Genomic DNA, 25,710 nt, shown 5'->3' with positions numbered 1-25,710 from the left:
AGGAGTGCCACCGATGTCATCACCCTCGATGCGGATGCTCGCCCCCACCCTGATCATGGCACTTGCCGGGACAACCCTGCTGGCCTGCGGTGACGACGAGCCGAAATCCGACAGTTCCCAGATAACCGTGTGGAGCCTGGAAGACGTGGCCGACCGGGTGAACGCCACCAAGGCGATCATCGCCGACTACACCGCCAAGACCGGCGTCAAGGTCAATCTGGTCACCGTCAACGAGGACCAGTTCCCCTCCCTCATCGCCTCCAGCGCCGCGGCCGGCGACCTGCCCGACGTGGTCGGCTCGGTCTCCCTGGCCGGGGTGCGCACGCTCGCCGGCAACGACCTGCTGGAGCCGGACGCCAACAAGCGGGTCGTCGACAAGCTCGGCCGGGAGACGTTCTCCCCGCGCGCCCTCGAACTGACCAGCGAGGACGGCAAGCAGCTCGCCGTGCCGAGCGACGGGTGGGGCCAGCTCCTGGTCTACCGCAAGGACCTGTTCGCGGCGGCCGGCCTGCCCGCCCCCGACACGTACGAGAAGATCGCCGCCGCGGCGGCGAAGCTGAACACCGGCGGCGTCGCCGGCATCGCGGCGGCGACGGCGCCCGGCGACGTCTTCACCCAGCAGACCTTCGAACACCTCGCGCTGGCCAACAACTGCCAGCTCACCGACGACGCCGGCAAGGTCACCCTGGACTCCCCGGAGTGCGTGGAGGCGTTCCGCTTCTACGGCGACCTGATGCGCAACAACTCGGTCAAGGGCGCGCAGGACGTGGACACCACTCGCGCCACCTACTTCGCGGGCAAGGCGGCCATGCTGATCTGGTCGCCGTTCATCCTCGACGAGCTGGCCGGGCTGCGGAACGATGCCAAGCCCACCTGCCCGCAGTGCCAGTCCGACCCGGCGTGGCTCGCGAAGAACAGCGGCTTCGTCACCGCCATCAAGGGCCCGAACGGCGCCGAGCCGGCCCAGTACGGCGAGATCAGCTCCTGGGCGGTCCTCGACGGTGCGAGCGACCCCGCGTCGTCCTTCGTGGAGTACATGCTCTCCGACGGCTACCCGCGCTGGTTCGGCATGTCACCCGAGGGGCGCTTCCCGGTCCGCACCGGCACCGCGGAGGACAAGCAGAAGTTCCTCACAGCCTGGAACACCAGCCAGGCCGGGGTGGACCGCAAGCAGCCGCTGTCGGCGGTCTACGGCGACGACGTGCTCGCCACGCTGCGCAAGAGCCCGGACACCTTCCAGCGCTGGGGGCTGACCCAGGGCCAGGGAAAGCTGGTCGGGGCGATCCTCGGCGAGCTGCCCGTGCCCAAGGCGCTCGCCGACGTGATCGGCGGGAAGTCCGACGCCCGGGCCGCCGCCGAGCGGGCGAAGAAGGACGTCGACGCGATCGCCAAGGGCGTGAATTGACCACCACCACGCCGGAGGCCGGCCACTCCCCCACCCGGGAGCGGCCCCGCCGGCCCGGCAGACGCCCGCTCACCCTGCGCCGCCGCGAGTCCCGAGCCGGGCTCGCGCTGGTCACCCCCACTCTGCTCGTCGTGGTCGCGGTGATCGGCATCCCGATCGTCTGGACCGTGGTGCTGGCCTTCCAGCGGGTACGCCTCGCGACCCTGCGCCGCACCGGCCTCTTCGGCGAGCTGACCCTCGACAACGTCGACCGGGTGCTGCACACGCCCGGCTTCGCCGACACGCTCTGGACCACCGTCGTCTACAGCGCCGGCGGGACGGTCGGCTCGATCCTGGTCGGCCTCGTGGCGGCGCTCGTGGTCCGCCGGCCGTTCCGGGGCCGCACGATCGTCCGCGCGTCGATGCTGCTGCCGTACGTGGCGCCGGTGGTCGCCATGACGTTCGTCTGGCAGGTGATGCTCGATCCGCAGATCGGCTTCGTCAACGACTGGGGGCGGCGGTTCCTCGGCTGGGACGCGCCGGTGCCGTTCCTGTCCCAGGAGTCCACCGCGCTCTGGACGGTCATCGCGTTCGAGGCGTGGCGCTACTTCCCGTTCGCGTTCCTGTTCCTGCTGGCCCGGCTCCAGGCCGTGCCGGCCGAGCTGGAGGAGGCCGCCCGGGTCGACGGCGCCACCCCGACGCAACGCTTCCGGCACATCCTGCTGCCGCAGCTCATGCCGGTGATCGCGCTGATCGGGGTGCTCCGGTTCATCATGACCTTCAACAAGTTCGACGACGTCTACCTGCTCACCGGCGGCTCGGCCGGCACCGAGGTGGTCAGCGTCCGGGTCTACCAGTTCCTCACGGCGCGCACCGACATCGGCGCGGCGGCGGCGCAGGCGGTGGTGCTGGCCGTGGTGCTGATCGTGTTCGTGGCGATCTACCTGCGCTTCTTCGGCGGCCGGCGGGAGGAGTCGTGATGGACCGGGACCGGATCGAGACGGTGAGCCTGCGCTGGCTGCGCCGGCTGGTGATCGCCATCTTCCTGCTCGTCACCCTGCTGCCGTTCTGGTACATGCTGGTGCTCTCCGTACGCCCCATCGAGCGGCTGCTGCTCGACCCCGGCTCGCTGCTCGTGCCGGTCGGCGAGCTGACCGTGGCCACCTACGCCGAGGTGCTGAAGTCCGTCGAGGACGGTGGGCAGGGCTTCCTCGCCTTCATCCGCAACAGCGGCATCGTGGCCCTGTCCGCCACCGCGCTCACCCTCGTGATCGCGATCCCCGGCGCGTACGCGGTGTCCCGGCTGCGGTTCTTCGGCCGGCGCCAGGTCAGCGCGTTGTTCCTGGCGGTCTACCTGTTCCCGTCGATCGTCATCGCGATCCCGCTGTTCGTGGTCTTCACCCGGGCCGGGCTGCGCGGGTCGCTGGTCGGGCTGGTGCTGGTCTACATCTCGCAGACGCTGCCGGTCTCGGTCTACATGCTCAAGAACTACTTCGAGACGATCCCGGTCAGCCTGGAGGAGTCCGCGGCGATCGACGGGGCGGGCCGGCTCGGCATCATCCGGCGGGTCAGCCTCCCGCTGGCCGCGCCGTCGGTGATGGCGGTCGCCCTCTACGACTTCATGATCGCCTGGAACGAGTTCCTCTTCGCGCTGCTCTTCCTGGTCGACCGGCCCAACCGGTGGACGGTGTCGCTGGGCCTGTCGCTGCTGGCCGACGGGGTCGAGGTGCCGAAGACGGTCCTGATGGCCGGCTCGGTGATCCTCACCCTGCCGATCGTGATCCTCTTCTTCGCCAGCGAGCGGCTGCTCACCGAGGGGCTCACCAGCGGCGCGGAGAAGGGATAGTTGACCTTGCCGGACGGCTCCACCAGGATGGCCCGGTGCGGGCGACCCGGGAACGGACGGTCAGCGGGCGGCTGGCCCGGCTGATCACCGAGGTGCTCGCGCCGGGCGTCCTGGTGACCGCCCTGCCGTTGGTGGCGGCCGCCCGGGTCAGCCGCTCGCCGCAGCAGCTGGCGCTCTGGGGCGGCACGGCGCTGCTGTTCTGCGCGGTGATCCCGGTCGGGGTGATCCTCCACGGGGTGCGCCGCGGCCGGCTCACCGACCGGCACGTCGGCGACCGCACGCAGCGGGCCCGCCCGCTGCTGACCGGCCTGGCCTCGGTGGCGGTCGGGACGGCCCTGCTGGCCGCGCTGCGTGCGCCCGCCGAGCTGTTCGCCGTGATCGTGGTGATCTTCGTGGTCGGCGCGGCGTGCACCCTGGTCAACCACTGGTGGAAGCTGAGCATCCACGCCGCGGTCGCGGCCGCCACCACGGCCGTCCTGGTGCTGCTGTTCGGCCCGGCGCTGCACGCCGGCTGGCTCTTCGTGGCGGCCGTCGGCTGGTCCCGGGTGGTGCTGCGGGACCACACCTGGCCGCAGGTGGTGGCCGGCGCGCTCACCGGCGCCCCGCTGGCCACCGGCGCCCTCCTCGCCCTCGGCTGAGGTTCCCCGGACCCGGCCCAACAAGATCAGCTACGGTGACGGCATGGGCAAGCCGACCCGCTGGGTGACCGAGACCAAACCGGGCCACTCGCAGTGGTACATCGACCGGTTCCGCCGGCTCGCCGCCGAGGGGGCGGACCTGGCCGGCGAGGCCCGGCTGCTGGACGCGCTGGTCCCGCCGGGCGCGCGGATCCTCGACGCCGGGTGCGGCACCGGCCGCGTGGCCGGCGCGCTGGCCGCCCGGGGTCATGCCGTGGTGGGCGTCGACGCCGACCCGGCGCTGATCGACGCCGCCCGCGCCGACCACCCCGGTCCCCGCTTCCTGGTCGCCGACCTGGCCGAGCTGGACCTGGCCGCGCAGGGTGAGCCGGAGCCGTTCGACGCGGCCGTGGTCGCCGGCAACGTCATGGTGTTCGTGGCCCCCGGCACCGAGCGCGCGGTGCTGACCCGCGTCGCCGCGCACGTCCGGCCGGACGGCCTCGTGGTGGTCGGCTTCGGCACCGACCGCGGCTACCCGGTCACCGGTCTGGACGCCGACGCGGTGGCCGCCGGGCTGCGCCTCGAACACCGCTTCGCCACCTGGGACCTGCGCCCCTGGCAGGACGACGCGGAGTTCGCGGTGAGCGTGTTCCGCAAGCCCGCCTGAGCGCTCTCCGCGCGCCCGGGCGGCGGACCCGTGGCCCGGTCACGCTCCCCCCGCGTGCCCCAGCGGCGGACCCGTGGCCCGGGTCAGGCCGGTGCGGCGAGGGTGCGGGCGGCGGCCGGGTCGAGCGGACTGCCGGCCGGCACGAGGCTGACCAGGCCCGCCGGCAGCCGGACCGGACGGACCCCGGCGTAGCCGAGCATGCCGGGCACGTCGGCGCCGCCCAGCACGTAGCGCCGGCCGAGGTCGGTGATCACGCTGACCGCGCCGCCGGTGGCGCCGGGCGCGGCGACCGACTCGACCAGTGCGCCCCTTCCGGGCGCGACCAGCACGTGGTCGGCCGGCCCGCCCCGGCCGGCCGGGGCCCGGGCGGCGGCGGAGAGGTCCGGCGGGGTGACGCCGAGCCGGACCTCGCGTACGCCGGTGTCGTCGCCGACGCGGGCGCAGAGCGCGCCGCCGTCCGCCGTGGCCAGCGCGGGCGGCACGGCGGGCGGGGCGGTCGGCCCGGTGGGCACCAGGTCGGGGAGCTTCGGCAGCGCGGCGAACCGGCCGAGGGTGATCGGTTCCGGGTCGCCCTGGCCGGTGCGGGCGAGCAGCAGGGCCGCCTGCAACTCGGTGATGCCGGCCAGACCGGATCGCCCGGCCACGGCGTACTGCCGGCCGCCGCCCGAGTTGCGGACCAGGTAGACGTCGCCGACGGCCGCGCCGGTGACCCGCTCGGAGGGGGCGCCCAGGTCGGGCAGCGGGGGCGGCGCCAGGTCGGCGCCCGCCGGCACGGTGTTGAGCAGCGCCGCGGCCACCGGCACCGCCCGCTCCCGGGTGGCGGCCAGCGCGGCGAGCACCCGGTCGGTGTCGCGGAGCAGGTAGCGGCGCTCGTGCCAGAGCAGGTGCAGGCTGCCGTCAGGATGGCGCAGCAGCAGGCCCTGGTCGCCCAGGGGCCGGCCGCCGGTGGCGTACCGGCCGATCAGCAGCGCCGAGCGGACCTCGGTGCGGCCAGCCTCGGCGGCGGTGACCGAGCAGACCGTCCACGCTCCGGTGGCGAGCCGCCCCGGCGCGGGCAGCGAGTCGGGGGCGTCGGCGATGCCGAGCGGCAGGCCGCGCGGCACGCCCTCGATGGCGCGTCGGGAGACCAGCACGGTCTTCGGCCGGTCCGCCCCGATGACCAGCAGCGCCGAGGCGTAGTTGAGGACCGGGTGCAGCTTCTCCTCCCGGTAGACGAACCGCGCCCCGGACTCCTTCTCCACGATCACCGCGCCCGGGTCGCGCCAGGCGCTGCCGCCGCCGGTGAACAGGCCGTAGAGGGCGACCCCGCCGAGCGCGATGACCGCGACCAGCACGCTGGCCAGGCCGGCGCCGGCCAGCCGGCGGAACGGCGACTGCGCGGGGTCGGTCTCCCGCAGCACGAGCGCGGCGACCGCCCGCTGGACGGTGAACTGGTAGGAGTGCAGCTGGTCCTGCCGGGACGGCATCGGATCCCTTCCGCCTGGTTCCTCGGCGCACAGGATAGACGCTCGGTTGATCCCCTGTGGACCCTGCGTGGTGGGTCGACCGGCGTGGCCGGCCGCAGATCCCCATCGACGTTCCCGAGTGAGCCGGCACACCCGGGGAACAGATACCCCCCCCGGGTATGTTGTGCCCTCCAGAAACGCCATCGAGACTCGGAGGTGGGACATGGCCAGCGTGGCGCTGACCGGAGCGGACTTCGCGGAGAGCGTGAGCCGGGACGGGATCGTCCTGGTCGATTTCTGGGCCAGCTGGTGCGGCCCCTGCCGCAGCTTCGCGCCGGTCTTCGAGAGGGCCAGCGAGCAGCACCCCGACATCGTGTTCGGCAAGGTCGACACCGAGGCGGAGCAGGGCCTCGCCGCGGCCGCCCAGATCCGGTCGATCCCGACGCTGATGGCCTTCCGGGACGGCGTCCTGGTCTTCGCCCAGCCCGGCGCGCTGCCGGCCGCCGCACTGGAGCAGGTAATCCAGGCGGTGCGCGACCTGGACATGGACGAGGTGCGGTCGAAGCTGGCCGGCAGCGGCGCCGACCGCTGATCCGCCGCCCGCCCCCGCGGCGGGGGTTCAGGCGGCCACGGCGTCCAGGGCGGCCCGCAGCCGGGCCGCGGCCTCGTCGGCGACCGCCCGCAGCTCGGGCGCCTCGCTGAGCTGCACCATGACCTGCGGGTCCATGGCCTGCACCACCGTGCTGTCCGGCCCCTCGGCACGGACCACGACGTTGCACGGCAGGAGCAGGCCGATCGCCGGGTCCGCCCGCACGGCGCGGTGCGCCAGGGGCGGGTTGCAGGCCCCCAGGATGACGTACTCCGCCAGATCGACCCCGAGCTTGTCGCGCAGCGTCGAGCGCAGGTCGATCTCGGTCAGCACCCCGAAGCCCTGGTCCTTCAGGGCCGCGCGGACCCGCTCCACCGTCGGGGCGAACCCGGCGGGCACCCGGGTGGCGATCGCGTAGTTCATGGTGTCTGCTCCCCTCGGTGCACATGATGTCGCCCGCGGGTGCCCGGGTACCCGCCATCGGGTGACCCGCCACCCGGGCGGGGAATCCGCCGGCCAAGCCGGCGGCTGAAATACCGGTGGGGGTATCACTGGCGAGACGGGTACCCCCGGGGGTATGTTGAAGGCAGGAGGTAGTGCCGTGAAGCTTCAACCCGAGATGACCAGCGAGGCGCTGACCCGGCTCAAGCGGGCCCGGGGCCAGCTCAACGCCGTCATCGAGATGATGGAGAACGGCGAGGACTGCCGGGCCGCGCTGACCCAGCTCGCGGCCGTGTCCAAGGCCATCGACCGGGCCGGGTTCAAGATCATCGCGTCCGGCATGCGGCACTGCGGCACCGCCCGGGACCGGGGCGAGGAGCCGGAGATGACCGAGGAGGAGCTGGAGAAGCTCTTCCTCGCCCTGGCCTGACCGAGGAATTCACCGCCCTCGCCGCGTGATCGTGGCGAGGGCGGGTAAACACACGCCCGAGATCCGGGCCGAAGTCTGTCTCCGCTATACCCCCCGGGGTATATGGGGAAAGAGAGGAGAACGGCACATGTCAGTAGAGGTGTCCGTCATCGCCACGTCCTCGCTCGGCGACCGCAGCTACCTGGCCTCCGACGGCCGGGTGGCGATCGTGGTCGACCCGCAGCGCGACGTCGACCGGATCCTGTACCTCGCGGGGGCCAACGGAGTGCGGATCACCCACGTGGTGGAGACGCACATCCACAACGACTACGTCTCCGGTGGCCTGGAACTGGCCCGGATCACCGGCGCCCGGTATCTGGTGGCCGCCGCCGACGAGGTCGGCTTCGACCGGACGCCGGTCACCGACGGCGACACGATGCCCGTCTCGGACAAGCTGCGCCTGCGCGTGGTCGCCACCCCCGGCCACACCTTCCACCACCTGTCGTACGTCCTCGACGAGGCCACCGACGGCGGCTGGCAGCCGGCGGGCGTCTTCACCGGTGGCTCGCTGCTCTTCGGTACCACCGGACGCACCGACCTGCTCGGCCAGGAGCACGCCCACACGCTGGCCCACCACCAGCACGCCTCCGCGCGGCGGCTGGCCGACCTGCTGCCCGACGGGGCCCAGGTCTGGCCCACGCACGGCTTCGGCAGCTTCTGCTCGGCCAGCCAGGCCGACGCCCCCGACTCGACCATCGGGCGGGAGAAGCAGGCGAACGCGGTGCTGCGGCTGGCCGCGGACGAGTTCGTCGGCCAGACCCTCGCCGGCCTGGACGCCTACCCCGCGTACTACGCCCACATGGGCGTGGCGAACAGCGCCGGGCCGGCACCGGTCGACCTCTCCCCGGTCGCCCGCGCCGACGCGGCCCAGCTCCGCGAGCGGATCTCCGCCGGGGAGTGGGTGGTGGACCTGCGGCACCGCAAGGCGTACGCGGCCTCGCACCTGGCCGGCACGGTCAGCCTCGGGCTGGACGGCCCGATGTCGACCTGGCTGGGTTGGCTGATCGACTGGGGCACGCCCATCACGCTGCTCGCGGAGACCCCGGAGCAGGTCGCCGACGCCCAGCGCGAACTGGTCCGGATCGGCATCGATCGGCCGGCCGCGCAGGCCACCGGCGCGGCCGAGCAGTGGGCCGCCGAGGCCGGGCAGCTCCGCGAGCTGCGACTGGCCAACTTCCCGGCCCTCGCCGCCGCCCGCTCCGGGAACCTCCCGGCGGACCTGCCTGCGCCGGATGTCGTCCTCGACGTGCGGATGACCAACGAGTGGCGCGCCGGCCATGTCGCGGGCGCCGTGCACATCCCGCTGCCCGACCTGCCCAAGCGGCTCGCCGACGTGCCGGCGGGCGTCGTCTGGGTGCACTGCGGCTCCGGCTACCGGGCCACCGCCGCCGCGTCGCTGCTGGCCAACGCCGGCCGCGAGGTCGTCGTCATCAACGACAGGTACGACCAGGCCGAGGCGGCAGGCGTCGCGATGGCCGGCAACGCCTGACCCGTATCCGAGTACCGGCCGGCGCCACCGCGCGCCGGCCGGCGCCCCGCCCTGCCGTCACCACGGCGATTCCTCCAGGAACGAGGAGAAATGAGCACTTCCGAGACCACCGGCCCGGCCACCCTCGACGCCAGCACCCTGCGGGAGCTGATCGACTCCGGGCGCGCCCCCCGACTGCTCGACGTCCGCACCCCGGCCGAGTTCGAAACCGTGCACATCCCCGGCGCCTACAACGTCCCGCTGGACCTGCTCAAGGAACACCGCGAGGAGCTGCGCAACCACCTCGACGAGGACGTGGTGCTGATCTGCCGCTCGGGTGCCCGCGCCACCCAGGCCGAGCGGGCCCTCGCGGGGGCCGGGCTGCCGAACCTGAAGGTCCTCAACGGCGGCATGCTCGCCTGGCAGGCGGCGGACGCGCCGACGAAGCAGGGCGCGGCCCGCTGGGACCTGGAGCGGCAGGTCCGCCTGGTGGCCGGCTCGATCGTCCTGCTCAGCGTCCTCGCTTCGGTGTTCGTCCCGGGCCTCAAGTGGGTCGCCGCGTTCATCGGCGCCGGCCTCACCTTCGCCGCGGTGACCAACACCTGCGCCATGGGCATGCTGCTGAGCAGGCTGCCGTACAACCGGGGCGCCAGCTGCGACCTCGACACCGTCGTCGGCCAGCTGCGCGAGGGCAACGGGGAGCGGGCATGAGCGCGTCGCTGCTGCTCACCCTCGGCCTGGCCGTGCTGATCGGGGTGAGTCTCGGGCTGCTCGGCGGCGGCGGGTCGATCCTCGCCGTTCCGCTGCTGGTGTACGTCGCCGGGCTGCCGGCCAAGGAGGCGATCGCCACCTCCCTGCTCGTCGTCGGCGCCACCAGCGCCGTCGGAGTACTGCCGCACGCCCGCGCCGGACGGGTCCGCTGGCGTACCGGGCTGATCTTCGGCCTCGCCGGCATGACCGGCGCGTACGCCGGCGGCCGGCTCGCGGAGTTCGTCCCGGCCGGATTCCTGCTCACCGGCTTCGCGGTGATGATGCTGGCCACCGCGATCGCGATGATCCGGGGCCGGCGCGCCGCCGAGGGCCGGCCGGTGCCGCACGAGCTGCCGGCGTTCCGGGTGATCCTGGACGGGATCGTCGTCGGGCTGGTCACCGGCCTGGTCGGCGCGGGCGGCGGCTTCCTCGTGGTGCCGGCCCTGGCCCTGCTCGGCGGCCTGCCCATGCCGGTCGCCGTCGGCACCTCCCTGGTGGTCATCGCGATGAAGTCGTTCGCCGGCCTGGCCGGCTACCTCTCCAGCGTGAGCATCAACTGGGGACTCGCACTCGCGGTGACCGCCGCCGCCGTCGTCGGCAGCATCCTCGGCGGTCGCCTCGCCGGGAGGATCCCCGCGGACCTCCTGCGCAAGTCGTTCGGTTGGTTCGTGGTGGTGATGGGCATCTTCGTCCTCGCGCAGCAGCTGCCCCTGGCCGCGGGACTCACCGTGGGAGCACTCGCCGGAGCCGGTACGGTCACCGTGGCGGTGTGGGGCCGCCGGAGGAGGGGACACAGTGGACAGCAGCGCCTGGGACACCCGGTACGCGAGCACGCCGGGTCTGGTGTGGACCGCTGAGCCGAACCGCTTCGTGGTGGAGTCGGTCAGCGGGCTGACACCCGGCGCGGCGCTGGACCTGGCCGCCGGTGAGGGGCGCAACGCGGTCTGGCTGGCCGAGCAGGGCTGGCGGGTCACCGCGGTGGACTTCTCGCCGGTCGCCGTCGGCCGCGGGCGCGAGCTGGCCGCCGGGCGCGGCGTCGAGGTCGAGTGGCGGGTCGCCGACGTGACCGCGTACCGGCCGGTGCCCGGCAGCTACGACCTGGTGCTCATCAGCTACCTGCACCTGCCCGCCGACGACTTCGCCGTGGTGCTGGCCGCGGCCAAGCAGGCGCTGCGCCCCGGTGGGAGCCTCGTGGTGGTCGGGCACGACCTGGCGAACCTGAGCGGCGGCACCGGCGGGCCGCAGGACCCGGCCGTCCTGCTGACCCCCGAAGCGGTGGTCGACGGGCTGGCCGGGCTGCACATCCGGCGCGCTGAGACGGCCCGCCGCCCGGTGGCCACCACCGACGGCGGCGCCGTCGACGCCCTCGACACGGTCGTCGTGGCGAGCCGCCCCGACTGAGCGGCGCCGCGCCCGGTCAGGGACGCAGGATCAGGCGGATCGGGTTGCCCTCCTTGTCGTGCACCCGGCGCACCGCCTCCGGCGCGTCCGCCAGCGGCAGCACGTCGCTGACCGACGCGGACAGGTCGAGCCGGCCCAGCCCCGTGAGGGTCACCAGTTGCCCGACGTGCTCGGCCTCGGAACCGTAGTGGCCGAGCACCGCCTGCCGGTTGTAGGTGAACCGGCTGTCCGACGGGATGCTGACCGGCTGGTTGGCGATGCCCGCGAGCACCAGCCGGCCGTGCCGGCCGAGCACGGTCATGGCCTGCTCACGGACCGCGTTCACGCCGGCGAAGTCGAAGGCCACGTCCAGCCCGCGGGTGCCGACGAGTTCGAGCACGGCGTCCTTGAAGCCGTCGTCGGCCGGGTCGAGGGCCACGTCCGCGCCGAGCGCGACCGCCCGGTCCCGGGCGGCGGGCAACGGGTCCACGGCGATCACCGGTGCGGCGCCGACCAGCAGCAGCAACTGCACGGCGTGCGCGCCGAGGCCACCGACGCCCCACACGGCGGCCGCCTCCGCGGGCCGGACCCGGGCCGTCTCGGTCACCGCCGCCCACGGCGTGGAGACCGCGTCGGGGATGATGCAGGCCTGCTCGAACGGGAGCAGGTCGGGGACGGGAACCAGGGTGTCCTCGCGGGCCAGGGCGTACTCGGCCCAGCCGCCGTCGTAGTCGACGCCGCGGGTGAGCACGAGGCCGAAGCGGTCGCGCTCCCCCGCCTGGAGCAGCACCCGCTGCCCCGGCTGGCAGCCCGTCACCCCGTCACCGAGCGCGTCCACCGTGCCCGCCACCTCGTGCCCGAGGGTCACCACGTCCCCACCGAGGTACAGCGGGGTCAGGGTCCCGTCGATCAGGTGCACGTCCGACAGGCACACCCCGGCCGCGGCCACCCGGATCCGCACCTGCCCGCGCCCCGGTTCGGGCACCGGCACCGATTCCATCCGCAGCGCCCGCTCGGCCACGTGCAGCCGTCCGGCCAGCATCTCCGCCACGTCCGCTCCCCTCTCCGGCGTCCTCGACCCCGCGCCGCGCCGGAGCCGTCGGCGGCGTACCCGCCGCCGGGCCGCCGATGCGGCGCGACGCGGAAAAACGGCCGCGCCGCCCATATCCCCGGGCGGCCGGGCGACCGGCCGGTAGCATCCGGTCACGGACCGGCGGAGAGGACACCCGTGGGCGCACGCTTCGAGGAACTGGCCTGGCGGGAGACGCCGATCGGCGAGATCAGCCTGCGGCGGCGCCGCGACCCGGCACTCGACGTCGACGTGTACGAGGTGAAGCTCGACGACGAGTTCCTCATGTCCAGCGCCTTCCCCGTCGCCGAGATCGAACTCGCCCGGCTCGGGCTGGCCCCGCTGTCGGACGGGGCGCTGGATGTGGTGGTGGGCGGGCTCGGCCTCGGCTACACGGCCCGCACCGCCCTGGAGGACCCCCGGGTGCGCTCGTTGATCGTGGTCGAGGCCATCGAGGACGTGATCGACTGGCACCGCCGGGACCTGCTGCCGTTCGCCGCCGGGCTGGCCGCTGATTCCCGGACCCGGTTCGTCCGGGCCGACTTCTTCGCGGCGGTCGCGAGCGGCGTCGGGTTCGACCCGGAGGCGCCGGGGCGCCGGTTCCACGCCGTGCTGCTCGACGTGGACCACTCCCCGCGCCAGGTGCTGCACCCCAGCCACGCCGACTTCTACACCGTCGACGGGCTGCGCCGGCTGGCCGCGCTGCTCGAGCCGGACGGGGTGTTCGCGCTCTGGTCGAACGACCCGCCGGATCAGGCGTTCCAGCGGACGCTGACCGAGGTGTTCCCGACCTCGGTGGCGCACGTCGTCCGCTTCCCCAACCCGTTGCAGGGCCGGGAGGCCGCGAACACCGTCTACGTGGCCCGGCACTGACCCGGGTCCGGCGCGCATGGCGGGGGCCGGAGCGGGAAAGCGGGCGGCCCACCGTACTCCCGGGAGGACGACATGCGGGCGTTGCTCTGGATCGTCGGCGTCGTGGCCGCCGTACTCATCCTGCTCGGGCTGTTCCTGGAGGCGGTGCGCTGGCTGCTCATCATCGGCCTCATCGCGTTGGTCGTGCTCATCGTGCTGGCCTTCGTGCGGGGCCGCCGGGTCGTGCAGAGGAACGCCCCACGCCGCTGACCCACCGCCGCCGTGTGACGAACTCAGCAAGTTACCCCACGGTAAGTTACCGGGTGGTTAAGTTAGGCTGAGGGCCGTCATCCGGCAGCGAGGAGAGACGGCGATGGACGCGACCCCGCAGCGGCCCTGGACGCGCAGCTACGCCCCGGGCGTACCGGCCGAGATCGCGGAGCCGACCGGCTCGCTGGTCGACCTGCTCACCGACGCCGCCCGCCGGTTCGGGCCCCACGTGGCGCTCGACTTCTACGGCGCCACCACCACCTACGCCGGCCTGGCCGACCAGGTGGCCCGCGCCGCCGAGGCGCTGCGCCGGCTCGGCGTCGGCAAGGGCGACCGGGTCGCCCTCGTGCTGCCGAACTGCCCCCAGCACGTCGTCGCCTTCTACGCGGTGCTCCGCCTCGGTGCGGTGGTGGTCGAGCACAACCCGCTCTACACGGCCGACGAGCTGGCCCACCAGCTCACCGACCACGGCGCCCGGGTGGCCGTGGTGTGGGACAAGGTCGCGCCGCTCGTCACCGGACGGGGCGCGGTCGAGACCGTGGTGGCCGTCGACCTCACCGGGGCACTGCCCCGGCTCAAGCGCTGGGCGCTGCGGCTGCCGCTGCCGAAGGTCCGCGCCGCGCGGGCCGCCATGACCGCCCCGGCCCCCGACACCCTCTCCTGGTCGGCGCTGGTCGCCGGGGCCGCCCCGCTGGCCGCCGACCACCCCGCGCCCCGGCCCACCGACGTCGCGCTGCTCCAGTACACGGGCGGCACCACCGGTGTCCCCAAGGGCGCGGTGCTGACCCACCGCAACCTGCGGGCCAACGCCGCGCAGGGCCGGGCCTGGGTGCCCGGCCTCCGCGACGGCGCCGAGACGGTGTACGCGGTGCTGCCGCTGTTCCACGCGTACGGGCTGACGCTCTGCCTCACCTTCGCGGTGAGCATCGGCGCCGCCCTGGTGCTCTTCCCCCGCTTCGACGTCGACCAGGTGCTCGACGCGGCACGCCGGCGCCCGCCGACCTTCCTGCCCGCCGTCCCGCCGATCTACGCGCGGCTCGCCACCGCGGCCCGCGAACGCGGCGTCGACCTCACCTCCGTCCGGTACGCCATCTCCGGCGCCATGGCGCTCCCGCCGGCCACCGTGGACCTGTGGGAGTCGGTGACCGGCGGCCTGCTGGTCGAGGGCTACGGGATGACCGAGACCTCGCCGATCACCCTGGGCAACCCGGTCGCGCCGACCCGCCGGCCCGGCACGGTCGGGGTGCCGTTCCCCTCCACCGAGGTGCGCCTCGTCGACCCGGAGGACCCCACCCGGGACCGCGCCCCCGGCGAGGCGGGCGAGCTGCTGGTCCGCGGCCCGCAGGTGTTCGCCGGCTACTGGAACCGCCCCGACGAGACGGCGCGGGTGCTGCTGCCCGGCGGCTGGCTGCGCACCGGCGACGTGGTCACCATGGACGCCGACGGCTTCATCACCGTGGTCGACCGGATCAAGGAGCTGATCATCACGGGCGGGTTCAACGTCTACCCGTCCGAGGTGGAGGAGGCGCTGCTCCGGATCCCCGGCGTCCGCGAGGCCGCCGCGGTCGGCGTGCCCGGCGGCAACGGCGAGGAGGTGGTCGCCGCTGTGGTCCTGGACCCCGGTGTGGGCGCCGGCCCGGACTCGGTCCGCTCGGCCTGCCGCCAGCACCTCGCCGGCTACAAGGTGCCGCGCCGGGTGGTGGTGGTCGAGGAGCTGCCCCGCTCGCAGATCGGCAAGGTCCTCCGCCGCGAGGTCCGCGACCGCCTGCTCGCCGAGGGCTGAGCGCACGTCAGCGGGCCGTCCGGCGGATCGCCGTCGCCACCTCGCTCAGGTCGTCGTTCAGCTGGTGGTCGCGCCCGGGCAGCAGGTGCAGCCGTGCCTGCGGGATGGCGTGGGCGTAGAGGTCGGCGTGTGCCGGTGGGGCGGTCTCGTCCCCGAGGCCGTGGAACACGTGCACCGGCACGCCGTGGGGCAGCCGCGTACCGAGGTCGTGCGGCAGCGCGAACTCCTCGCCGGGCCAGCCGCCGGCACCGACGAACGGGGCGGCGACCAGCACGATCGCGCCGAGTGCCCGCTCCGGTGGCCGCTCGGTGAGAGCGTGGACGAGGATCGTCGCGCCCACCGAGTGCCCGGCGACGACCGCGCCGTCGGCCAGGGCCGCCAGCTCACGCCGCAGCGCCGGACCCCAGCTGGCGTAGCTCGGGTCGTCCTCGTCGGGCATGCGCGGGTAGCGGACCTCGTACCCGGTCCCGAGCTCCCGCCGCAGGCTGTCGACGAGCTTGTCGTCCCACTCGTCGTGCACGCCCGCGCCGCCACCCTGGATGAACAGGACCTGCCGGCTTTCTGTCATGCCGAGAAGGTTAGAGCGGCAGACCGGCGGGGACGGGCGGCTGCGTAGGGTGGGCACGTGGTCGATCGTCGCCAGGTGATGAACTTCCGCGTCCGGGCGCAGCAGCTCGACCGGGCCGAGGGCACGCTCACGGACACCGCGGTGCTCGACATCGGGGTGCAGGACACCGGCCCGGACGGTGGCCGGTGGGCCCTGGCCGTCCGCGGGGTCGACGTGACCGCGGTGTCCGGCGAGGAACTGGTCCTGCTCTGGACGGTCCGCGGCGCGCCACACCTCTACCGCCGCGCCGATGTGGCGGAGGTGGCCGCCGCGGTCGAGCCGTTCTCCGACGCCGACGCGGGCAAACGCATCTACGACGCCGCCAGGCCGTTGAAGGCGGCCGGGATCGGGAACCTGGCGGCCCTCGACGAGGTGGCCGCCCGGATGCGCGCCGTGGTCCGCGGGCCGACCGTCAAGGGCGACGTCTCCGGCCGCCTCGCCGAGGTGCTGCCCGAGCCGTACCTGCGGTTCTGCCGGCCGTGCAACGCCACCCACCTGTACGAGATGCCGTTCCGGCTGGCCGCCCTCCGCGCCGGGCTGGAGCTGCGACTCGACACGTCGCCGCCGGTCCTGGAGCGCATCACCGGGTTCGCGAAGGCGGCCGCACCGGGCGACCGGTTCGACCTCATCCGCGCGTACCTCCGGCTGCTCGGCCCGGCCACCCCCAAGCACGTCGCCGGTTACCTCGACGCCCCCGTCAAGGAGGTCAGGGCACACTGGCCGGAGGACGTGGTCGAGGTGCCGGTCGACGGCGAGACGCGCTGGCTCCTGGCCGCCGACGAAGCGGCGCTGGAGTCGGCCGACGCCCCGGCCACCCGCCTGCTCGGCCCGTTCGACCTGCTCCTCCAAGCCAAGGACCGGGAGACCGTGGTGCCGGACCCGGGCCGGGCCAAGGAGTTGTGGCCGGTGCTGGGCCGCCCCGGCGCCGTCCTGGACGACGGCGAACTGGTCGGCACCTGGCGGCCCCGCAGATCGGGCAGGGCGTTGAAGCCGGTCGTCCAGCCCTGGCGGAAACTGTCCGACGCCCGGCGCACGGCGATCGCCGAACAGGCCGAACGGCTCGCCGCGTACCGTGGCCTCTCCCTCGCCGGCGTCGAGTTCGCGTGACGGGCCGGCCGCGCAAATCGGTGGCGCGGCGGCGGCCCGGTCGCCAGGATCGGGCCCGTGCTCTCCGACCTGTGGCCCCTGTACGGCCTCACCATCGTCACGTCCCGGCTTGAGCTCCGCCTGCCCCGGGAAGAGGAGCTGGCGGAGCTGGCCCGCCTCGCGGGCCGGGGAGTGCACCGCCCGGACGAGCGCCCGTTCCTGACGCCGTGGACCGAGGGCGGGGCCGAGGACCGGGCGCGGCGCGTCCTGCAGGGACACTGGGGCCGGCTCGGCGACTGGAGCGTGGCGGCGTGGGGCCTGGGTCTCGGAGTCTTCCGGGACGGGGACCCGCTCGGCGTGGTCACGCTGCGCGGGCGCGACTTCCCCGTGGTCCGTGAGGTCATGACCTCGTCGTGGCTCGGCATCGCGCACCAGGGCCGGGGCTACGGGACCGAGGCTCGGGTCGGCCTGCTGACGCTGGCCTTCGAGCATCTCGGCGCACGTGCCGCGCGCACCGAGGTGTTCCAGGACAACCACGCCTCCCAGGGCGTGTCCCGCAAGCTCGGCTACGAGCACGACGGCATCTCGGTCGACGCCCGCGGCGACGAGGCGCTCGTCTCCGACCGCCTACGGCTCACCCGGGAGCGATGGAGCCGGCAGCAGCGGCCACCGGCGCGGGTGGACGGGATGGCGGCCTGCCGGCCGATGTTCGGCCTCTGACCCGAGCCGGGTGCTCACCACCGTTCCACCAGGTGTTCGCGGCCCGGCGGCGGCTCGTACGGCTCGGGCCAGTAGTCGACGATGCGGCTGATCAGGCCACCCTCGGACACCTCGAGCCAGACACACGCGTCCTGCTGCTCGGCGGCGACCCGGACGTCGAGCCACAGGGCGGCCGTCCGGTCGTCCGCGACCACCCGCCGCATCCGCAGGTGCCAGTCACCGGGGTAGTCGATGTTGAACCGCAGGAACCTGTCCCTGCCGCGGATGCGCTCCCGGGTCTGCGGCATCTCGTAGACCACGTCGTCGGTGAGCAGGCCGGCCAGCCCGGACCAGTCGCGGTGCTCCAGACGGTCGACGTAGTCGTGCGCGGCCCGCCGGGTCCTGGTGGTGTCGTCCACGGGCGGACCGTACCGCCCGCCCCCGACATCCCCGGCCGTCAGCCGAGGCCGCGATGCGCGGCCCACAACGTGGCGGCGCGGCCGGCGGCCGCGTCGACCAGGGCCACCAGCTCGGGCCGGTCCGGCACGGGGAACGAGACGTAGGTGCCGCGGCCACCGGCGGTCGGCCGGCCGTACGCCTTGGCGGCGAGGCGGGCCGGTGCCCGCTCGCGCCACCCGCCACGGTTTGCGGAAATGGCAAGAAACGTTGTCGGTGCCGGGAGCGTTCCGGATGCTGGGGGCGTGGACAGCACAGCACCGGAAGGAAGCCGCCGCATGAGTGGACACGGACACCAGCTCTCCGAGGAGGAGGCGGCCGCCATGTTCGAGCCGCCGAGCTGGGACGAGCGGTACTCCGGTCCGGAGCAGGTCTGGAGCGGGAACCCCAACGCGCAGCTCGTCGCCGAGGTGGCCGGGCTGACGCCGGGCACCGCGCTCGACGTCGGCTGCGGCGAGGGCGGCGACGTGATCTGGCTGGCCCGGCAGGGCTGGCGGGTCACCGGCGCGGACTTCTCCGCCAACGGCCTGGCCCGCGCCGCCCGCCACGCCGAGCAGGCCGGGGTCGCCGACCGGACCGACTGGTGGCAGGTCGACGCCCGGACCTTCACGGCGGACGGGCGGTCCTTCGACCTCGTCACCAGCCATTTCCTGCACCCGCCGGACGGCGGGATGGTGGCGGTGACCCGACGGCTGGCCGGTGCCGTCGCGCCCGGCGGGCACCTCCTCGTGGTCGGTCACGCGCCGTCCGAGGTGTTCACCCACCTGACCGCCGGCCAGCGGCGGGCCATGTTCGTCGCCGAGGACCTGCTGCCCGGCCTGCCGGACGACTTCGAGGCCCTCGTGGTGGAGCAGCGGCCGCGGACGGTGACCCGCGACGGCGTGACGGTCGGCATCCACGACTCGACGCTGCTCGCCCGCCGCACGTCCTGAAGGCCGCAACACTCGCGGACCCGTCCCGGAACTTCCAGCGGCGGCCGCCGCACACCTGCGATCGGCCCTCCCACCACGTGACCGCCGGCCCACCGGTGGCCGGTGGAAATACTGACAGACCGCGCGATTCGCCCTCACGTTGATGACAGACAGGTTTCGGAAGTGTTCCGGAAGTTGTTGTTTCGACGACGTTGCCGTGCCAGCATGACGTGGCATTGAAGTCCATCGTTCACAGGTTCGGCTCGTGCGATCCGCGATTCCCCTTCGCACGCGGCGGCGGCTACGGCCGGCCACCGGTGCGGTGCTCGGCGCCCGGGACGCAGAACCGAGAGAGAAGGCCATGGTGGCAACGAGTTCTCCCGTCCACTCCTCCGGCTCCGAAAGGAGTCGTTCGCTCCGGGTCCGACTGCTGATCAGCGGCACCGTCGCCGCCGTCGCGGCGCTCGGTGTGGTGCTGGTGATGCCGAACGCGAACGCCGCGGCGAGCACCCTGGGCGCGGCGGCTGCGCAGTCGGGCCGGTACTTCGGCACGGCCATGGCCGCGAGCCGGCTCGGCGACTCGACGTACACCACGATCGCCGGGCGTGAGTTCAACATGGTGACCGCCGAGAACGAGATGAAGCCGGACGCGACGGAGCCCCAGCGGGGCCAGTTCACCTTCAGCTCCGGTGACCAGATCTACAACTGGGCCACCCAGCGCGGCATGAAGGTCCGCGGCCACACCCTCGCGTGGCACGCACAGCAGCCCGGCTGGATGCAGAGCCTCAGCGGCAGCAGCCTGCGCCAGGCGATGATCGATCACATCAACGGCGTGATGGCCCACTACAAGGGCAAGCTCGCCGCCTGGGACGTGGTCAACGAAGCGTTCAACGAGGACGGCAGCCGCCGGCAGTCCAACCTGCAGGGCACCGGCAACGACTGGATCGAGGTCGCCTTCCGCACCGCCCGCAACGCCGACCCGTCGGCCAAGCTCTGCTACAACGACTACAACATCGAGAACTGGTCCTACGGCAAGACGCAGGGCGTCTACCGCATGATCCAGGACTTCAAGTCCCGCGGGGTGCCGATCGACTGCGTCGGCCTGCAGACCCACTTCACCGGCGGCAGCTCGCTGCCCAGCAACTTCCAGACCACCCTGTCCAGCTTCGCCGCCCTCGGCGTCGACGTCGCCCTCACCGAGGTCGACGTCACCAACGCCTCCACCACGCAGTACGCCGGCCTCACCCAGGCCTGCATGAACGTGTCCCGCTGCATCGGCATCACCGTCTGGGGCGTACGCGACAGCGACTCCTGGCGATCCAGCGAGAGCCCGCTGCTGTTCGACGGCGGCGGCAACAAGAAGGCCGCCTACACCTCCGTGCTCAACGCCCTCAACGCCGCCGGCCCGACGGCGACGTCCACGCCGACCGGTGGCACCGCCTCCCCGTCGCCCACGGTCACGCCGGGCGGGGCGAAGCGGATCGTCGGCGCCCAGTCGGGCAGGTGTGTCGACGTGCCGAACGCGTCGCGGAACAACGGCACGCGGGTGCAGCTCTACGACTGCAACGGCCAGATCAACCAGGCGTGGACCCTCACGTCGAGCAGGCAACTGACCGTGTACGGCAGCATGTGCCTGGACGCCGCCGGCTCGGGCAACGCCTCGGCCGTGCAGATCTACAGCTGCAACGGGCAGGCCAACCAGCAGTGGAACGTCAACAGCAACGGCACCATCACCGGTGTGCAGTCCGGGCGCTGCCTGGACGTGTGGGGCACCGGCAACGGGCAGCAGATCCAGATCTACGACTGCAACGGACAGGCCAACCAGCGGTTCAGCCTGAGCTGATCGGAGGCGCCGGTGGCGGTGTGGCGGCGACTCGGCCGCCACACCGCGCCGCCGGTGTCAGAACCAGGTCTCGCGGGTGTCCAGGGTGGTGCGGTCCAGGCTCTCCAGGAGGTCGAACTGCGGCCCGGTGCGGGGCAGCTCGTAGCGGAAGAAGTAGCGGGCGGCCTGCCGCTTGCCGGCCAGGAAGTCGGCGTCCGGGCCGTCCGGGCTGCCCAGGGCCTCGACGGCGAGCAGCTGCTCCAGCCACATCCAGGCGATCACCACGTGGCCGACCGCCTCCAGGTAGAGCGAGGCGTTGGCCAACGTCACCTCGGGGTCGCCCGCGCCGTGCAGCCGCCGGGTGGCCACGGCGATCCGGTCGACCGCCGCGCCGAGCCGCCCGGCCAGCTCGGCCGCCTCACCGTCGGTCTTCCAGGCCCGGGTGACGGTGGCCCGGATGGTCTCCAGCAGCAGCTCCAGGCCGGCGCCGGCGCGCATGGTGACCTTGCGGCCGAGCAGGTCCAGCGCCTGGATGCCGTGGGTGCCCTCGTGGATCGGGTTGAGCCGGTTGTCCCGCCAGTGCTGCTCGACGTCGTAGTCGCGGGTGTAGCCGTAGCCGCCGTGCACCTGGATGGCCAGGTCGTTGGCGGCCAGGCACCACTGGGACGGCCAGCTCTTGGCGATCGGGGTGAGCAGGTCCAGCAGCAGGTGCGCCCGGCTGCGGTCGGCCTCGGCCGGGGCGGTCTTCTCCTCGTCGAGCAGCCGCCCGCAGTAGAGGATCAACGCGAGCGCGCCCTCCACGTAGCTCTTCTGCGCCAGCAGCATCCGGCGTACGTCGGCGTGCGCCACGATCGGCACCTGCGGGGCCGTGGGGTCCTTGTCGGCGACCGGCCGGCCCTGGGGGCGCTGCCGGGCGTACGCGACGGACTTCAGGTAGCCGGTGTAGCCGAGCGCGGTGGCGCCGGCGCCGACTCCGATGCGGGCCTCGTTCATCATGTGGAACATCTGCGCCAGCCCCTGGTGCGGCTCCCCCACCAGGTAGCCGACCGCCCCGGCCCGCCCGTACGGGCGGTGCACGCCCTCGCCGAAGTTGAGCAGGGTGTTCGTGGTGCCCCGGTAGCCGAGCTTGTGGTTGAGCCCGACCAGCACCACGTCGTTGCGCGGGCCGAGCGCGCCGTCGGTGTCCAGGAGCACCTTCGGCACGATGAACAGCGAGATGCCCTTCACGCCGGGCGGCGCGCCGGGGATCCGGGCGAGCACCAGGTGGACGATGTTCTCGGCCAGGTCGTGCTCCCCGCCGGAGATCCACATCTTGGTGCCGGCCAGCCGGTACGTCCCGTCGTCCTGCGGCTCGGCGCGCGTGGTGATGTCGGCGAGCGAGCTGCCGGCCTGCGGTTCGGACAGGCACATGGTGCCGAAGAACCGGCCCTCCACCATCGGCCGGACCCAGGTGTCGATCTGCTCGGCGCTGCCGTGGGCGAGCAGCAGGTTGGCGTTGCCGAGGGTGAGGAACGGGTAGGCGGCGGTGGCCACGTTGGCGGCCTGGAACCAGGCGGAGCAGGCGGCGGCCACGGCGTGCGGCAGCTGCAGGCCGCCGACCGACTCGTCCATGGTGGCGGCCAGCAGGCCGGTGCGGGCGTACGCGTCCAGGGCCGCCTTCACCTGCGGGATCGTGCGGACCCGCTGCCCGTCGAAGGTCGGCTCGCTGGCGTCGGCGGCCCGGTTGTGCGGGGCGAACTGCTCGGCGGCGACCTGCGCGGCGAGGTCCAGCACGGCGTCGAAGGTCTCCCGCGAGTGCTCGGCGTAGCGCGGCCGCTCGGTCAGCCGGCCGACGTCGAGCCAGTCGTGCAGCAGGAACGCCAGATCGCGACGGGACAGCAGGGTGGACGACGACACGGTGCTCCTTCCGCCGGCCGTCGTCAGCCGCGGCGCAGCCCCGCGACGGCCTCTCGGAGGTCATCCTGACTGATCGGGGCGGGCGGCGCACCCTCCGTGGCCTCCCGGAGCGCCTTGGCGAGTTGCACCCGGCGCAGCACCTCCCGCAGGTCGGCCCCGGTGAGGCCGGGCGTGGCGGCGGCCAGCGCGGCGGGGTCGACGTCCGCGGCGAACATCCGGAAGCCGGGCCGCTCGTGCCGGTCGATGAGCTCCCGGATCATCTTGGCGAGGATCTCGGCGCGGCCGGCCTCGTCCGGCGCCGGGATGGAGATCTTGAGGTCGAAGCGGCCGGACCGGGTCAGCGAGGCGTCCACCCGCTGCGGGAAGTTGGTGGTGGCCACCACGATGACGTCCGGGTTCTCCTCGAACAGCGTGTTCATCTCCTGCTTGAAGATGCCGGCCACCGCGTTGACCGCCTGGCTGGCCGCGTCGCCGCCGGAGCCGGCGTAGCTGATGATGCTGTCGAACTCGTCGAAGAGCATGACGGTGGGCCGCCGGTAGCGGCGCGCCTCCCGGAAGATCCGCTTGATGTTGCGTTCGGAGCCGCCGAGGAACTTGTCCAGGATCTCCGGGGTGCGGATCTCCACGAAGTCCGCGCCGATCTCGTTCGCGAGGGCCCGGGCCAGCATGGTCTTGCCGGTGCCCGGCGGCCCGTACAGCAGGATGCCCTGCGGTCGCCGCGCGCCCCAGCGGGCCATGGCCTGCGGGTGCCGGAACGACACCGCGACCTCGCGGAACCGGCCGACGACCTCGGCCAGTCCGCCGACCTGGTCGAGGGTCACCGTCGCGCTGCCGGCCGGCGTCGTGATGGCCTCGCGCCGGCCCACGGTGTACGTCCGGCCGCGCAGCACCGTCGGCTCCGGGGTGTCGCCGGCCAGCTCGCGTACGGTCTGGAGCACCAGCTCGACCATGGCGCGCAGGTGCGCCGGGGTCACCTCGGCGCTGGGCACCGAGGCGCGGACGGTCAGCGCTCCGCCGTCCTGGCTGACCCGCGGGCGCAGCCCCAGCTCCTCGGCGGTGCGCAGCACGTCCTGACCGGCCCGGTCGCGAGGTGTTTCGGCGAGCGCGGTGTCGGCGGGGCGCAGCCCGAGCCGCCGGCCGGCCTCGGCGGCCACCCGGCCGACGCCGGCGGCCAGCCCGTCCCCGGTACCCGCGGCGAGCCGCTGGGCGAGCAGGAGCCCGACCGGGCCGGCGATACCGAGGGCGAGCAGCCCGACGGTCGAGCCGGGCCCGTCGACTCGCAGGTACGCCTCGAAGCGGTGCACGCCGTCGTGGGCCCGGACGCTGCTGCGGACCTCGCGGACCGGGGCCGGGAAGTCGGTGCCGGCCAGCAGCTCGACCGGGCCGGCGGCGGCGGCGGTGAGCAGCGCGGCGGCGTCGACGACGGTGACCCGGGCGCCGAGCGGTGTCCAGGTCTCCTCGTCCGGCCTGACCTCATACCCCATGCGTCCACGTCCCTCGCTGCGGCGGTCCCCGCTGCCGAGTCTGACACCGGACCACCGCCGCTGCCACCGCACCGCCCGACCGTGCTCGGCCCACCGGCCGTCGACCGGGTCGTGGCAGATGTCGGCTGCCGGCAGCCTCGGCGGAGGGGCGGTTGCTAGGTTCTTCCCGGCGTGTTCGTAGTGGTCGGGGGAAGGACGCGGATGCCACAGGTTGGCGGACCGGCAGACGGCGGCAGGCCCTACCGGCCGACGTACGGCGACACCGGCCATCGGGAGATGCCCGTTACGCGGCGATCCGCCGGTGCCGTCTACGGCCGTCGCGCGGACGGCCATCCGGCGGTGCCCCCGTCCGCGACGACCGGCGGTGCCGCCCACCCTCGGGCGGCGGGGCGCGCGACCCCGGCGGGTGCCGCCGGGCACCGGCCCGCTCCGGGCCCGGCGAAGCGTCGCCGTCGGGTGCTCCCCGTCGTGATGGTTCTCGTCCTGGCCGCGCTGCTCGGCACGGGTGTGGCGGTTCAGCTCACCCGGGAGCTCCCCGCCGCGACCGTCAGCACGTCGATCGCCGCCACGCTGCGTGTTCCGGGCGCGAAGCCGGTCCTGCCCTGGCCGCAGCGAGGCTCGGCGGAGCTGATGATCGAGGGACTGGGCCGGCTCGGTGGCTCGGGCGGCGGCGCGGCCAAGCCCATCGGCAGCGTGGCCAAGGTGATGACCGCGTACGTCATCCTCAGGGACCACCCGCTGAGCGGGAATGAGCAGGGTCCGACCCTGACGGTGACGGCCGCGGACGTGGCCGACTACCACGCGCGGATCCCCAGCGGCCAGTCACTGGTGCCGGTCGTCGCCGGGGAACGGCTCACCGAGCGGGACGCCCTGGAAGCCCTCATGCTTCCCTCGGCGAACAACATCGCGCACCAGCTCGCGGTCTGGGACGCGGGCAGCGAAGCGGCCTTCGTCGACAAGATGAACGCCGCGGCGGACGAGCTGGGCCTCCGGCACACCCGCTACACCGACCCGAGCGGCTTCCTGCCGAGCACCGTCAGCACCGCGCCCGACCAGGTCACCCTCGCGCGAGCCGCGCTCAAGATGCCGGTCTTCGCGACCATCGTCGAGCTGCGCGAGGCCACCATCCCCGTCGCCGGGCGAATCCGGAACTACAACGACCTGCTCGGCGTCGAAGGCGTCTTCGGCATCAAGACCGGCTCGACGGACGAGGCGGGTGGCAACCTCGTCTTCGCCGCCCGGATCAAGGTGGGCACGAATACGTTGGTCGTGGTCGGCGCGGTGTTCAACCAGCCCGGGGCCAACACGCCCGAGCAGCTCGTCGCTGTCAACGGGGTGGTCCGCCGACTCCTCGCGGCGGTGCGGCGCAACGTCAAGGAATACACCCTGCTGGCCACGGGCCGGGCTGGTGAGGTGCGGACCGCGTGGGGCGCCACCGCCGCGGTGAGCCCTGGCGCACCGCTGAAAGTCATCGGGTGGCCGGGGTCGGCCGTCCCGGTCCGGGTCGTGACGGTCACGCCCGGCGCCGAGGTCACGGCCGGCCAGACGGTCGGTTCGGTCGAGGCTGCGGGCAGGCGCGTCGATCTCCGTACCGATACGGGCGCCGCGGCGCCCTCCCTGTGGTGGCGCCTGACCCGCCGCCCGTAGCGGTCGTAGGGCTGATGCGTCGTTGTCGGGCGGGGCCCGCGGATCGAGCCCCGCCCGACGGGGCACGCCGAC

Annotated in this window: 26 protein-coding genes; 19 read left to right on the top strand and 7 right to left on the bottom strand. The window is 73.7% G+C overall.

Translation table 11 applies throughout. The features are described from left to right. Positions 1 to 13: 13 nt before the first annotated feature. Genes GCE86_RS06005 through GCE86_RS05985 form a run of 5 tightly spaced genes read left to right on the top strand, consistent with a single transcriptional unit; the run spans position 14 to position 4,514 of the window. Complete coding sequence (locus GCE86_RS06005; protein WP_154226001.1) at positions 14 to 1,405, top strand: ABC transporter substrate-binding protein; 1,392 nt, start codon at positions 14 to 16, stop codon at positions 1,403 to 1,405. Beyond that, positions 1,402 to 2,364: a carbohydrate ABC transporter permease gene (locus tag GCE86_RS06000; RefSeq protein ID WP_154226000.1), complete on the top strand. Its 963-nt coding sequence runs from the start codon at positions 1,402 to 1,404 to the stop codon at positions 2,362 to 2,364. Before GCE86_RS06005 ends, GCE86_RS06000 begins: the two co-directional genes overlap by 4 nt. Then, positions 2,364 to 3,230, top strand: a complete 867-nt coding sequence (locus tag GCE86_RS05995; RefSeq protein WP_154225999.1) for a carbohydrate ABC transporter permease — start codon at positions 2,364 to 2,366, stop codon at positions 3,228 to 3,230. The genes GCE86_RS06000 and GCE86_RS05995 overlap by 1 nt, the downstream gene beginning before the upstream one ends. A gap of 35 nt (positions 3,231 to 3,265) precedes the next feature. Further along, the gene (locus GCE86_RS05990; protein WP_154225998.1) at positions 3,266 to 3,868 is read left to right on the top strand and encodes a phosphatase PAP2 family protein; all 603 of its coding nucleotides are present in this window, start codon (positions 3,266 to 3,268) and stop codon (positions 3,866 to 3,868) included. Between the two features lie 43 nt (positions 3,869 to 3,911). Next, positions 3,912 to 4,514 carry a class I SAM-dependent methyltransferase gene (locus tag GCE86_RS05985; protein WP_154225997.1) on the top strand — a complete coding sequence of 201 codons (603 nt, stop codon included), beginning with the start codon at positions 3,912 to 3,914 and terminating at the stop codon, positions 4,512 to 4,514. A gap of 83 nt (positions 4,515 to 4,597) precedes the next feature. Here the strand turns inward: GCE86_RS05985 and eccB are convergent, their stop codons facing one another. Further along, positions 4,598 to 5,980 carry a type VII secretion protein EccB gene (gene eccB / locus GCE86_RS05980; RefSeq protein WP_154225996.1) on the bottom strand — a complete coding sequence of 461 codons (1,383 nt, stop codon included), beginning with the start codon at positions 5,978 to 5,980 and terminating at the stop codon, positions 4,598 to 4,600. 202 nt (positions 5,981 to 6,182) lie between these two features. Here eccB and trxA point away from each other — a divergent pair, with 202 nt between their 5' ends. Next, entirely contained in the window at positions 6,183 to 6,551 is a 369-nt protein-coding gene (gene trxA, locus GCE86_RS05975) for a thioredoxin (RefSeq protein WP_154225995.1), read from the top strand. 27 nt (positions 6,552 to 6,578) lie between these two features. On the opposite strand, the gene GCE86_RS05970 is transcribed toward trxA, so the two are convergent. Then, positions 6,579 to 6,971 carry a DUF302 domain-containing protein gene (locus GCE86_RS05970; RefSeq protein WP_154225994.1) on the bottom strand — a complete coding sequence of 131 codons (393 nt, stop codon included), beginning with the start codon at positions 6,969 to 6,971 and terminating at the stop codon, positions 6,579 to 6,581. A gap of 178 nt (positions 6,972 to 7,149) precedes the next feature. Here GCE86_RS05970 and GCE86_RS05965 point away from each other — a divergent pair, with 178 nt between their 5' ends. The 5 genes from GCE86_RS05965 to GCE86_RS05945 all read left to right on the top strand — a co-directional run bounded on the left by GCE86_RS05965 (position 7,150) and on the right by GCE86_RS05945 (position 11,077). After that, positions 7,150 to 7,419, top strand: a complete 270-nt coding sequence (locus GCE86_RS05965) for a metal-sensitive transcriptional regulator (RefSeq protein ID WP_154225993.1) — start codon at positions 7,150 to 7,152, stop codon at positions 7,417 to 7,419. A 127-nt stretch (positions 7,420 to 7,546) separates the two neighbouring features. Then, positions 7,547 to 8,947 carry an MBL fold metallo-hydrolase gene (locus GCE86_RS05960; RefSeq protein WP_154225992.1) on the top strand — a complete coding sequence of 467 codons (1,401 nt, stop codon included), beginning with the start codon at positions 7,547 to 7,549 and terminating at the stop codon, positions 8,945 to 8,947. A 90-nt stretch (positions 8,948 to 9,037) separates the two neighbouring features. Next, on the top strand, positions 9,038 to 9,637 hold the full coding sequence (locus GCE86_RS05955; RefSeq protein ID WP_154225991.1) for a rhodanese-like domain-containing protein: 600 nt from the start codon (positions 9,038 to 9,040) through the stop codon (positions 9,635 to 9,637). After that, the gene (locus GCE86_RS05950; RefSeq protein ID WP_154225990.1) at positions 9,634 to 10,533 is read left to right on the top strand and encodes a sulfite exporter TauE/SafE family protein; all 900 of its coding nucleotides are present in this window, start codon (positions 9,634 to 9,636) and stop codon (positions 10,531 to 10,533) included. Before GCE86_RS05955 ends, GCE86_RS05950 begins: the two co-directional genes overlap by 4 nt. Then, the gene (locus tag GCE86_RS05945; RefSeq protein ID WP_154225989.1) at positions 10,472 to 11,077 is read left to right on the top strand and encodes a class I SAM-dependent methyltransferase; all 606 of its coding nucleotides are present in this window, start codon (positions 10,472 to 10,474) and stop codon (positions 11,075 to 11,077) included. The genes GCE86_RS05950 and GCE86_RS05945 overlap by 62 nt, the downstream gene beginning before the upstream one ends. A 16-nt stretch (positions 11,078 to 11,093) precedes the next feature. On the opposite strand, the gene GCE86_RS05940 is transcribed toward GCE86_RS05945, so the two are convergent. Beyond that, complete coding sequence (locus tag GCE86_RS05940) at positions 11,094 to 12,098, bottom strand: zinc-binding dehydrogenase (protein ID WP_204343163.1); 1,005 nt, start codon at positions 12,096 to 12,098, stop codon at positions 11,094 to 11,096. Positions 12,099 to 12,284: 186 nt separating this feature from the next. On the opposite strand from GCE86_RS05940, the gene GCE86_RS05935 reads away from it, so the two are divergent. The 3 genes from GCE86_RS05935 to GCE86_RS05930 all read left to right on the top strand — a co-directional run bounded on the left by GCE86_RS05935 (position 12,285) and on the right by GCE86_RS05930 (position 15,030). Further along, positions 12,285 to 12,998 (top strand): polyamine aminopropyltransferase, encoded by a 714-nt coding sequence (locus GCE86_RS05935; RefSeq protein ID WP_154225987.1) that lies wholly within the window; start codon positions 12,285 to 12,287, stop codon positions 12,996 to 12,998. Positions 12,999 to 13,070: 72 nt separating this feature from the next. Then, positions 13,071 to 13,247 (top strand): DUF4175 domain-containing protein, encoded by a 177-nt coding sequence (locus tag GCE86_RS31550; protein ID WP_163636944.1) that lies wholly within the window; start codon positions 13,071 to 13,073, stop codon positions 13,245 to 13,247. Positions 13,248 to 13,350: 103 nt separating this feature from the next. After that, positions 13,351 to 15,030, top strand: a complete 1,680-nt coding sequence (locus tag GCE86_RS05930; protein WP_154225986.1) for a long-chain-fatty-acid--CoA ligase — start codon at positions 13,351 to 13,353, stop codon at positions 15,028 to 15,030. A gap of 7 nt (positions 15,031 to 15,037) precedes the next feature. On the opposite strand, the gene GCE86_RS05925 is transcribed toward GCE86_RS05930, so the two are convergent. After that, positions 15,038 to 15,598 carry an alpha/beta hydrolase gene (locus GCE86_RS05925; protein ID WP_154225985.1) on the bottom strand — a complete coding sequence of 187 codons (561 nt, stop codon included), beginning with the start codon at positions 15,596 to 15,598 and terminating at the stop codon, positions 15,038 to 15,040. 57 nt (positions 15,599 to 15,655) lie between these two features. Between GCE86_RS05925 and GCE86_RS05920 the strand changes: the two genes are divergently transcribed. Both GCE86_RS05920 and GCE86_RS05915 read left to right on the top strand, forming a co-directional pair. Beyond that, positions 15,656 to 16,744, top strand: coding sequence for a winged helix DNA-binding domain-containing protein (locus GCE86_RS05920; RefSeq protein ID WP_208818075.1), 1,089 nt, complete (start codon positions 15,656 to 15,658; stop codon positions 16,742 to 16,744). Between the two features lie 57 nt (positions 16,745 to 16,801). Continuing rightward, a complete protein-coding gene (locus GCE86_RS05915; protein ID WP_154225984.1) occupies positions 16,802 to 17,443 on the top strand; it encodes a GNAT family N-acetyltransferase in 642 nt (213 codons plus the stop codon). A 14-nt stretch (positions 17,444 to 17,457) separates the two neighbouring features. On the opposite strand, the gene GCE86_RS05910 is transcribed toward GCE86_RS05915, so the two are convergent. Beyond that, on the bottom strand, positions 17,458 to 17,841 hold the full coding sequence (locus GCE86_RS05910; protein WP_154225983.1) for a nuclear transport factor 2 family protein: 384 nt from the start codon (positions 17,839 to 17,841) through the stop codon (positions 17,458 to 17,460). A 315-nt stretch (positions 17,842 to 18,156) separates the two neighbouring features. On the opposite strand from GCE86_RS05910, the gene GCE86_RS05900 reads away from it, so the two are divergent. Beyond that, on the top strand, positions 18,157 to 18,810 hold the full coding sequence (locus GCE86_RS05900) for an SAM-dependent methyltransferase (protein ID WP_154225981.1): 654 nt from the start codon (positions 18,157 to 18,159) through the stop codon (positions 18,808 to 18,810). A 340-nt stretch (positions 18,811 to 19,150) separates the two neighbouring features. Next, a complete protein-coding gene (locus GCE86_RS05895; RefSeq protein WP_204343143.1) occupies positions 19,151 to 20,632 on the top strand; it encodes a glycoside hydrolase family 10 protein in 1,482 nt (493 codons plus the stop codon). A gap of 57 nt (positions 20,633 to 20,689) precedes the next feature. Here the strand turns inward: GCE86_RS05895 and GCE86_RS05890 are convergent, their stop codons facing one another. Next, positions 20,690 to 22,507: an acyl-CoA dehydrogenase gene (locus GCE86_RS05890; RefSeq protein WP_154225980.1), complete on the bottom strand. Its 1,818-nt coding sequence runs from the start codon at positions 22,505 to 22,507 to the stop codon at positions 20,690 to 20,692. A gap of 23 nt (positions 22,508 to 22,530) precedes the next feature. Then, entirely contained in the window at positions 22,531 to 23,991 is a 1,461-nt protein-coding gene (locus GCE86_RS05885) for an ATP-binding protein (protein ID WP_154225979.1), read from the bottom strand. A gap of 471 nt (positions 23,992 to 24,462) precedes the next feature. Between GCE86_RS05885 and GCE86_RS05880 the strand changes: the two genes are divergently transcribed. Then, positions 24,463 to 25,638: a D-alanyl-D-alanine carboxypeptidase family protein gene (locus GCE86_RS05880; RefSeq protein ID WP_154230353.1), complete on the top strand. Its 1,176-nt coding sequence runs from the start codon at positions 24,463 to 24,465 to the stop codon at positions 25,636 to 25,638. Positions 25,639 to 25,710: the final 72 nt, after the last annotated feature.

This window comes from Micromonospora terminaliae (genome assembly GCF_009671205.1).
Classification (GTDB): domain Bacteria; phylum Actinomycetota; class Actinomycetes; order Mycobacteriales; family Micromonosporaceae; genus Micromonospora; species Micromonospora terminaliae.
Note: the sequence above shows the minus strand (reverse complement) of the source record. Positions and strands in the feature narration are given on the sequence as shown.

Bases quoted from the DNA above. Each gene is read 5' to 3' on its own strand.
- GCE86_RS31550 (WP_163636944.1), top strand. From the start codon at position 13,071: ATGCGGGCGTTGCTCTGGATCGTCGGCGTCGTGGCCGCCGTACTCATC.
- GCE86_RS05985 (WP_154225997.1), top strand. From the start codon at position 3,912: ATGGGCAAGCCGACCCGCTGGGTGACCGAGACCAAACCGGGCCACTCG.
- GCE86_RS05940 (WP_204343163.1), bottom strand. From the start codon at position 12,098: ATGCTGGCCGGACGGCTGCACGTGGCCGAGCGGGCGCTGCGGATGGAA.
- GCE86_RS05900 (WP_154225981.1), top strand. From the start codon at position 18,157: ATGAGTGGACACGGACACCAGCTCTCCGAGGAGGAGGCGGCCGCCATG.
- GCE86_RS05880 (WP_154230353.1), top strand. From the start codon at position 24,463: ATGGTTCTCGTCCTGGCCGCGCTGCTCGGCACGGGTGTGGCGGTTCAG.
- GCE86_RS05885 (WP_154225979.1), bottom strand. From the start codon at position 23,991: ATGGGGTATGAGGTCAGGCCGGACGAGGAGACCTGGACACCGCTCGGC.
- GCE86_RS05955 (WP_154225991.1), top strand. From the start codon at position 9,038: ATGAGCACTTCCGAGACCACCGGCCCGGCCACCCTCGACGCCAGCACC.
- GCE86_RS05895 (WP_204343143.1), top strand. From the start codon at position 19,151: ATGGTGGCAACGAGTTCTCCCGTCCACTCCTCCGGCTCCGAAAGGAGT.
- GCE86_RS05950 (WP_154225990.1), top strand. From the start codon at position 9,634: ATGAGCGCGTCGCTGCTGCTCACCCTCGGCCTGGCCGTGCTGATCGGG.
- GCE86_RS05930 (WP_154225986.1), top strand. From the start codon at position 13,351: ATGGACGCGACCCCGCAGCGGCCCTGGACGCGCAGCTACGCCCCGGGC.
- eccB (WP_154225996.1), bottom strand. From the start codon at position 5,980: ATGCCGTCCCGGCAGGACCAGCTGCACTCCTACCAGTTCACCGTCCAG.
- GCE86_RS06005 (WP_154226001.1), top strand. From the start codon at position 14: ATGTCATCACCCTCGATGCGGATGCTCGCCCCCACCCTGATCATGGCA.
- GCE86_RS05995 (WP_154225999.1), top strand. From the start codon at position 2,364: ATGGACCGGGACCGGATCGAGACGGTGAGCCTGCGCTGGCTGCGCCGG.
- GCE86_RS05925 (WP_154225985.1), bottom strand. From the start codon at position 15,598: ATGACAGAAAGCCGGCAGGTCCTGTTCATCCAGGGTGGCGGCGCGGGC.
- trxA (WP_154225995.1), top strand. From the start codon at position 6,183: ATGGCCAGCGTGGCGCTGACCGGAGCGGACTTCGCGGAGAGCGTGAGC.
- GCE86_RS05970 (WP_154225994.1), bottom strand. From the start codon at position 6,971: ATGAACTACGCGATCGCCACCCGGGTGCCCGCCGGGTTCGCCCCGACG.
- GCE86_RS05960 (WP_154225992.1), top strand. From the start codon at position 7,547: ATGTCAGTAGAGGTGTCCGTCATCGCCACGTCCTCGCTCGGCGACCGC.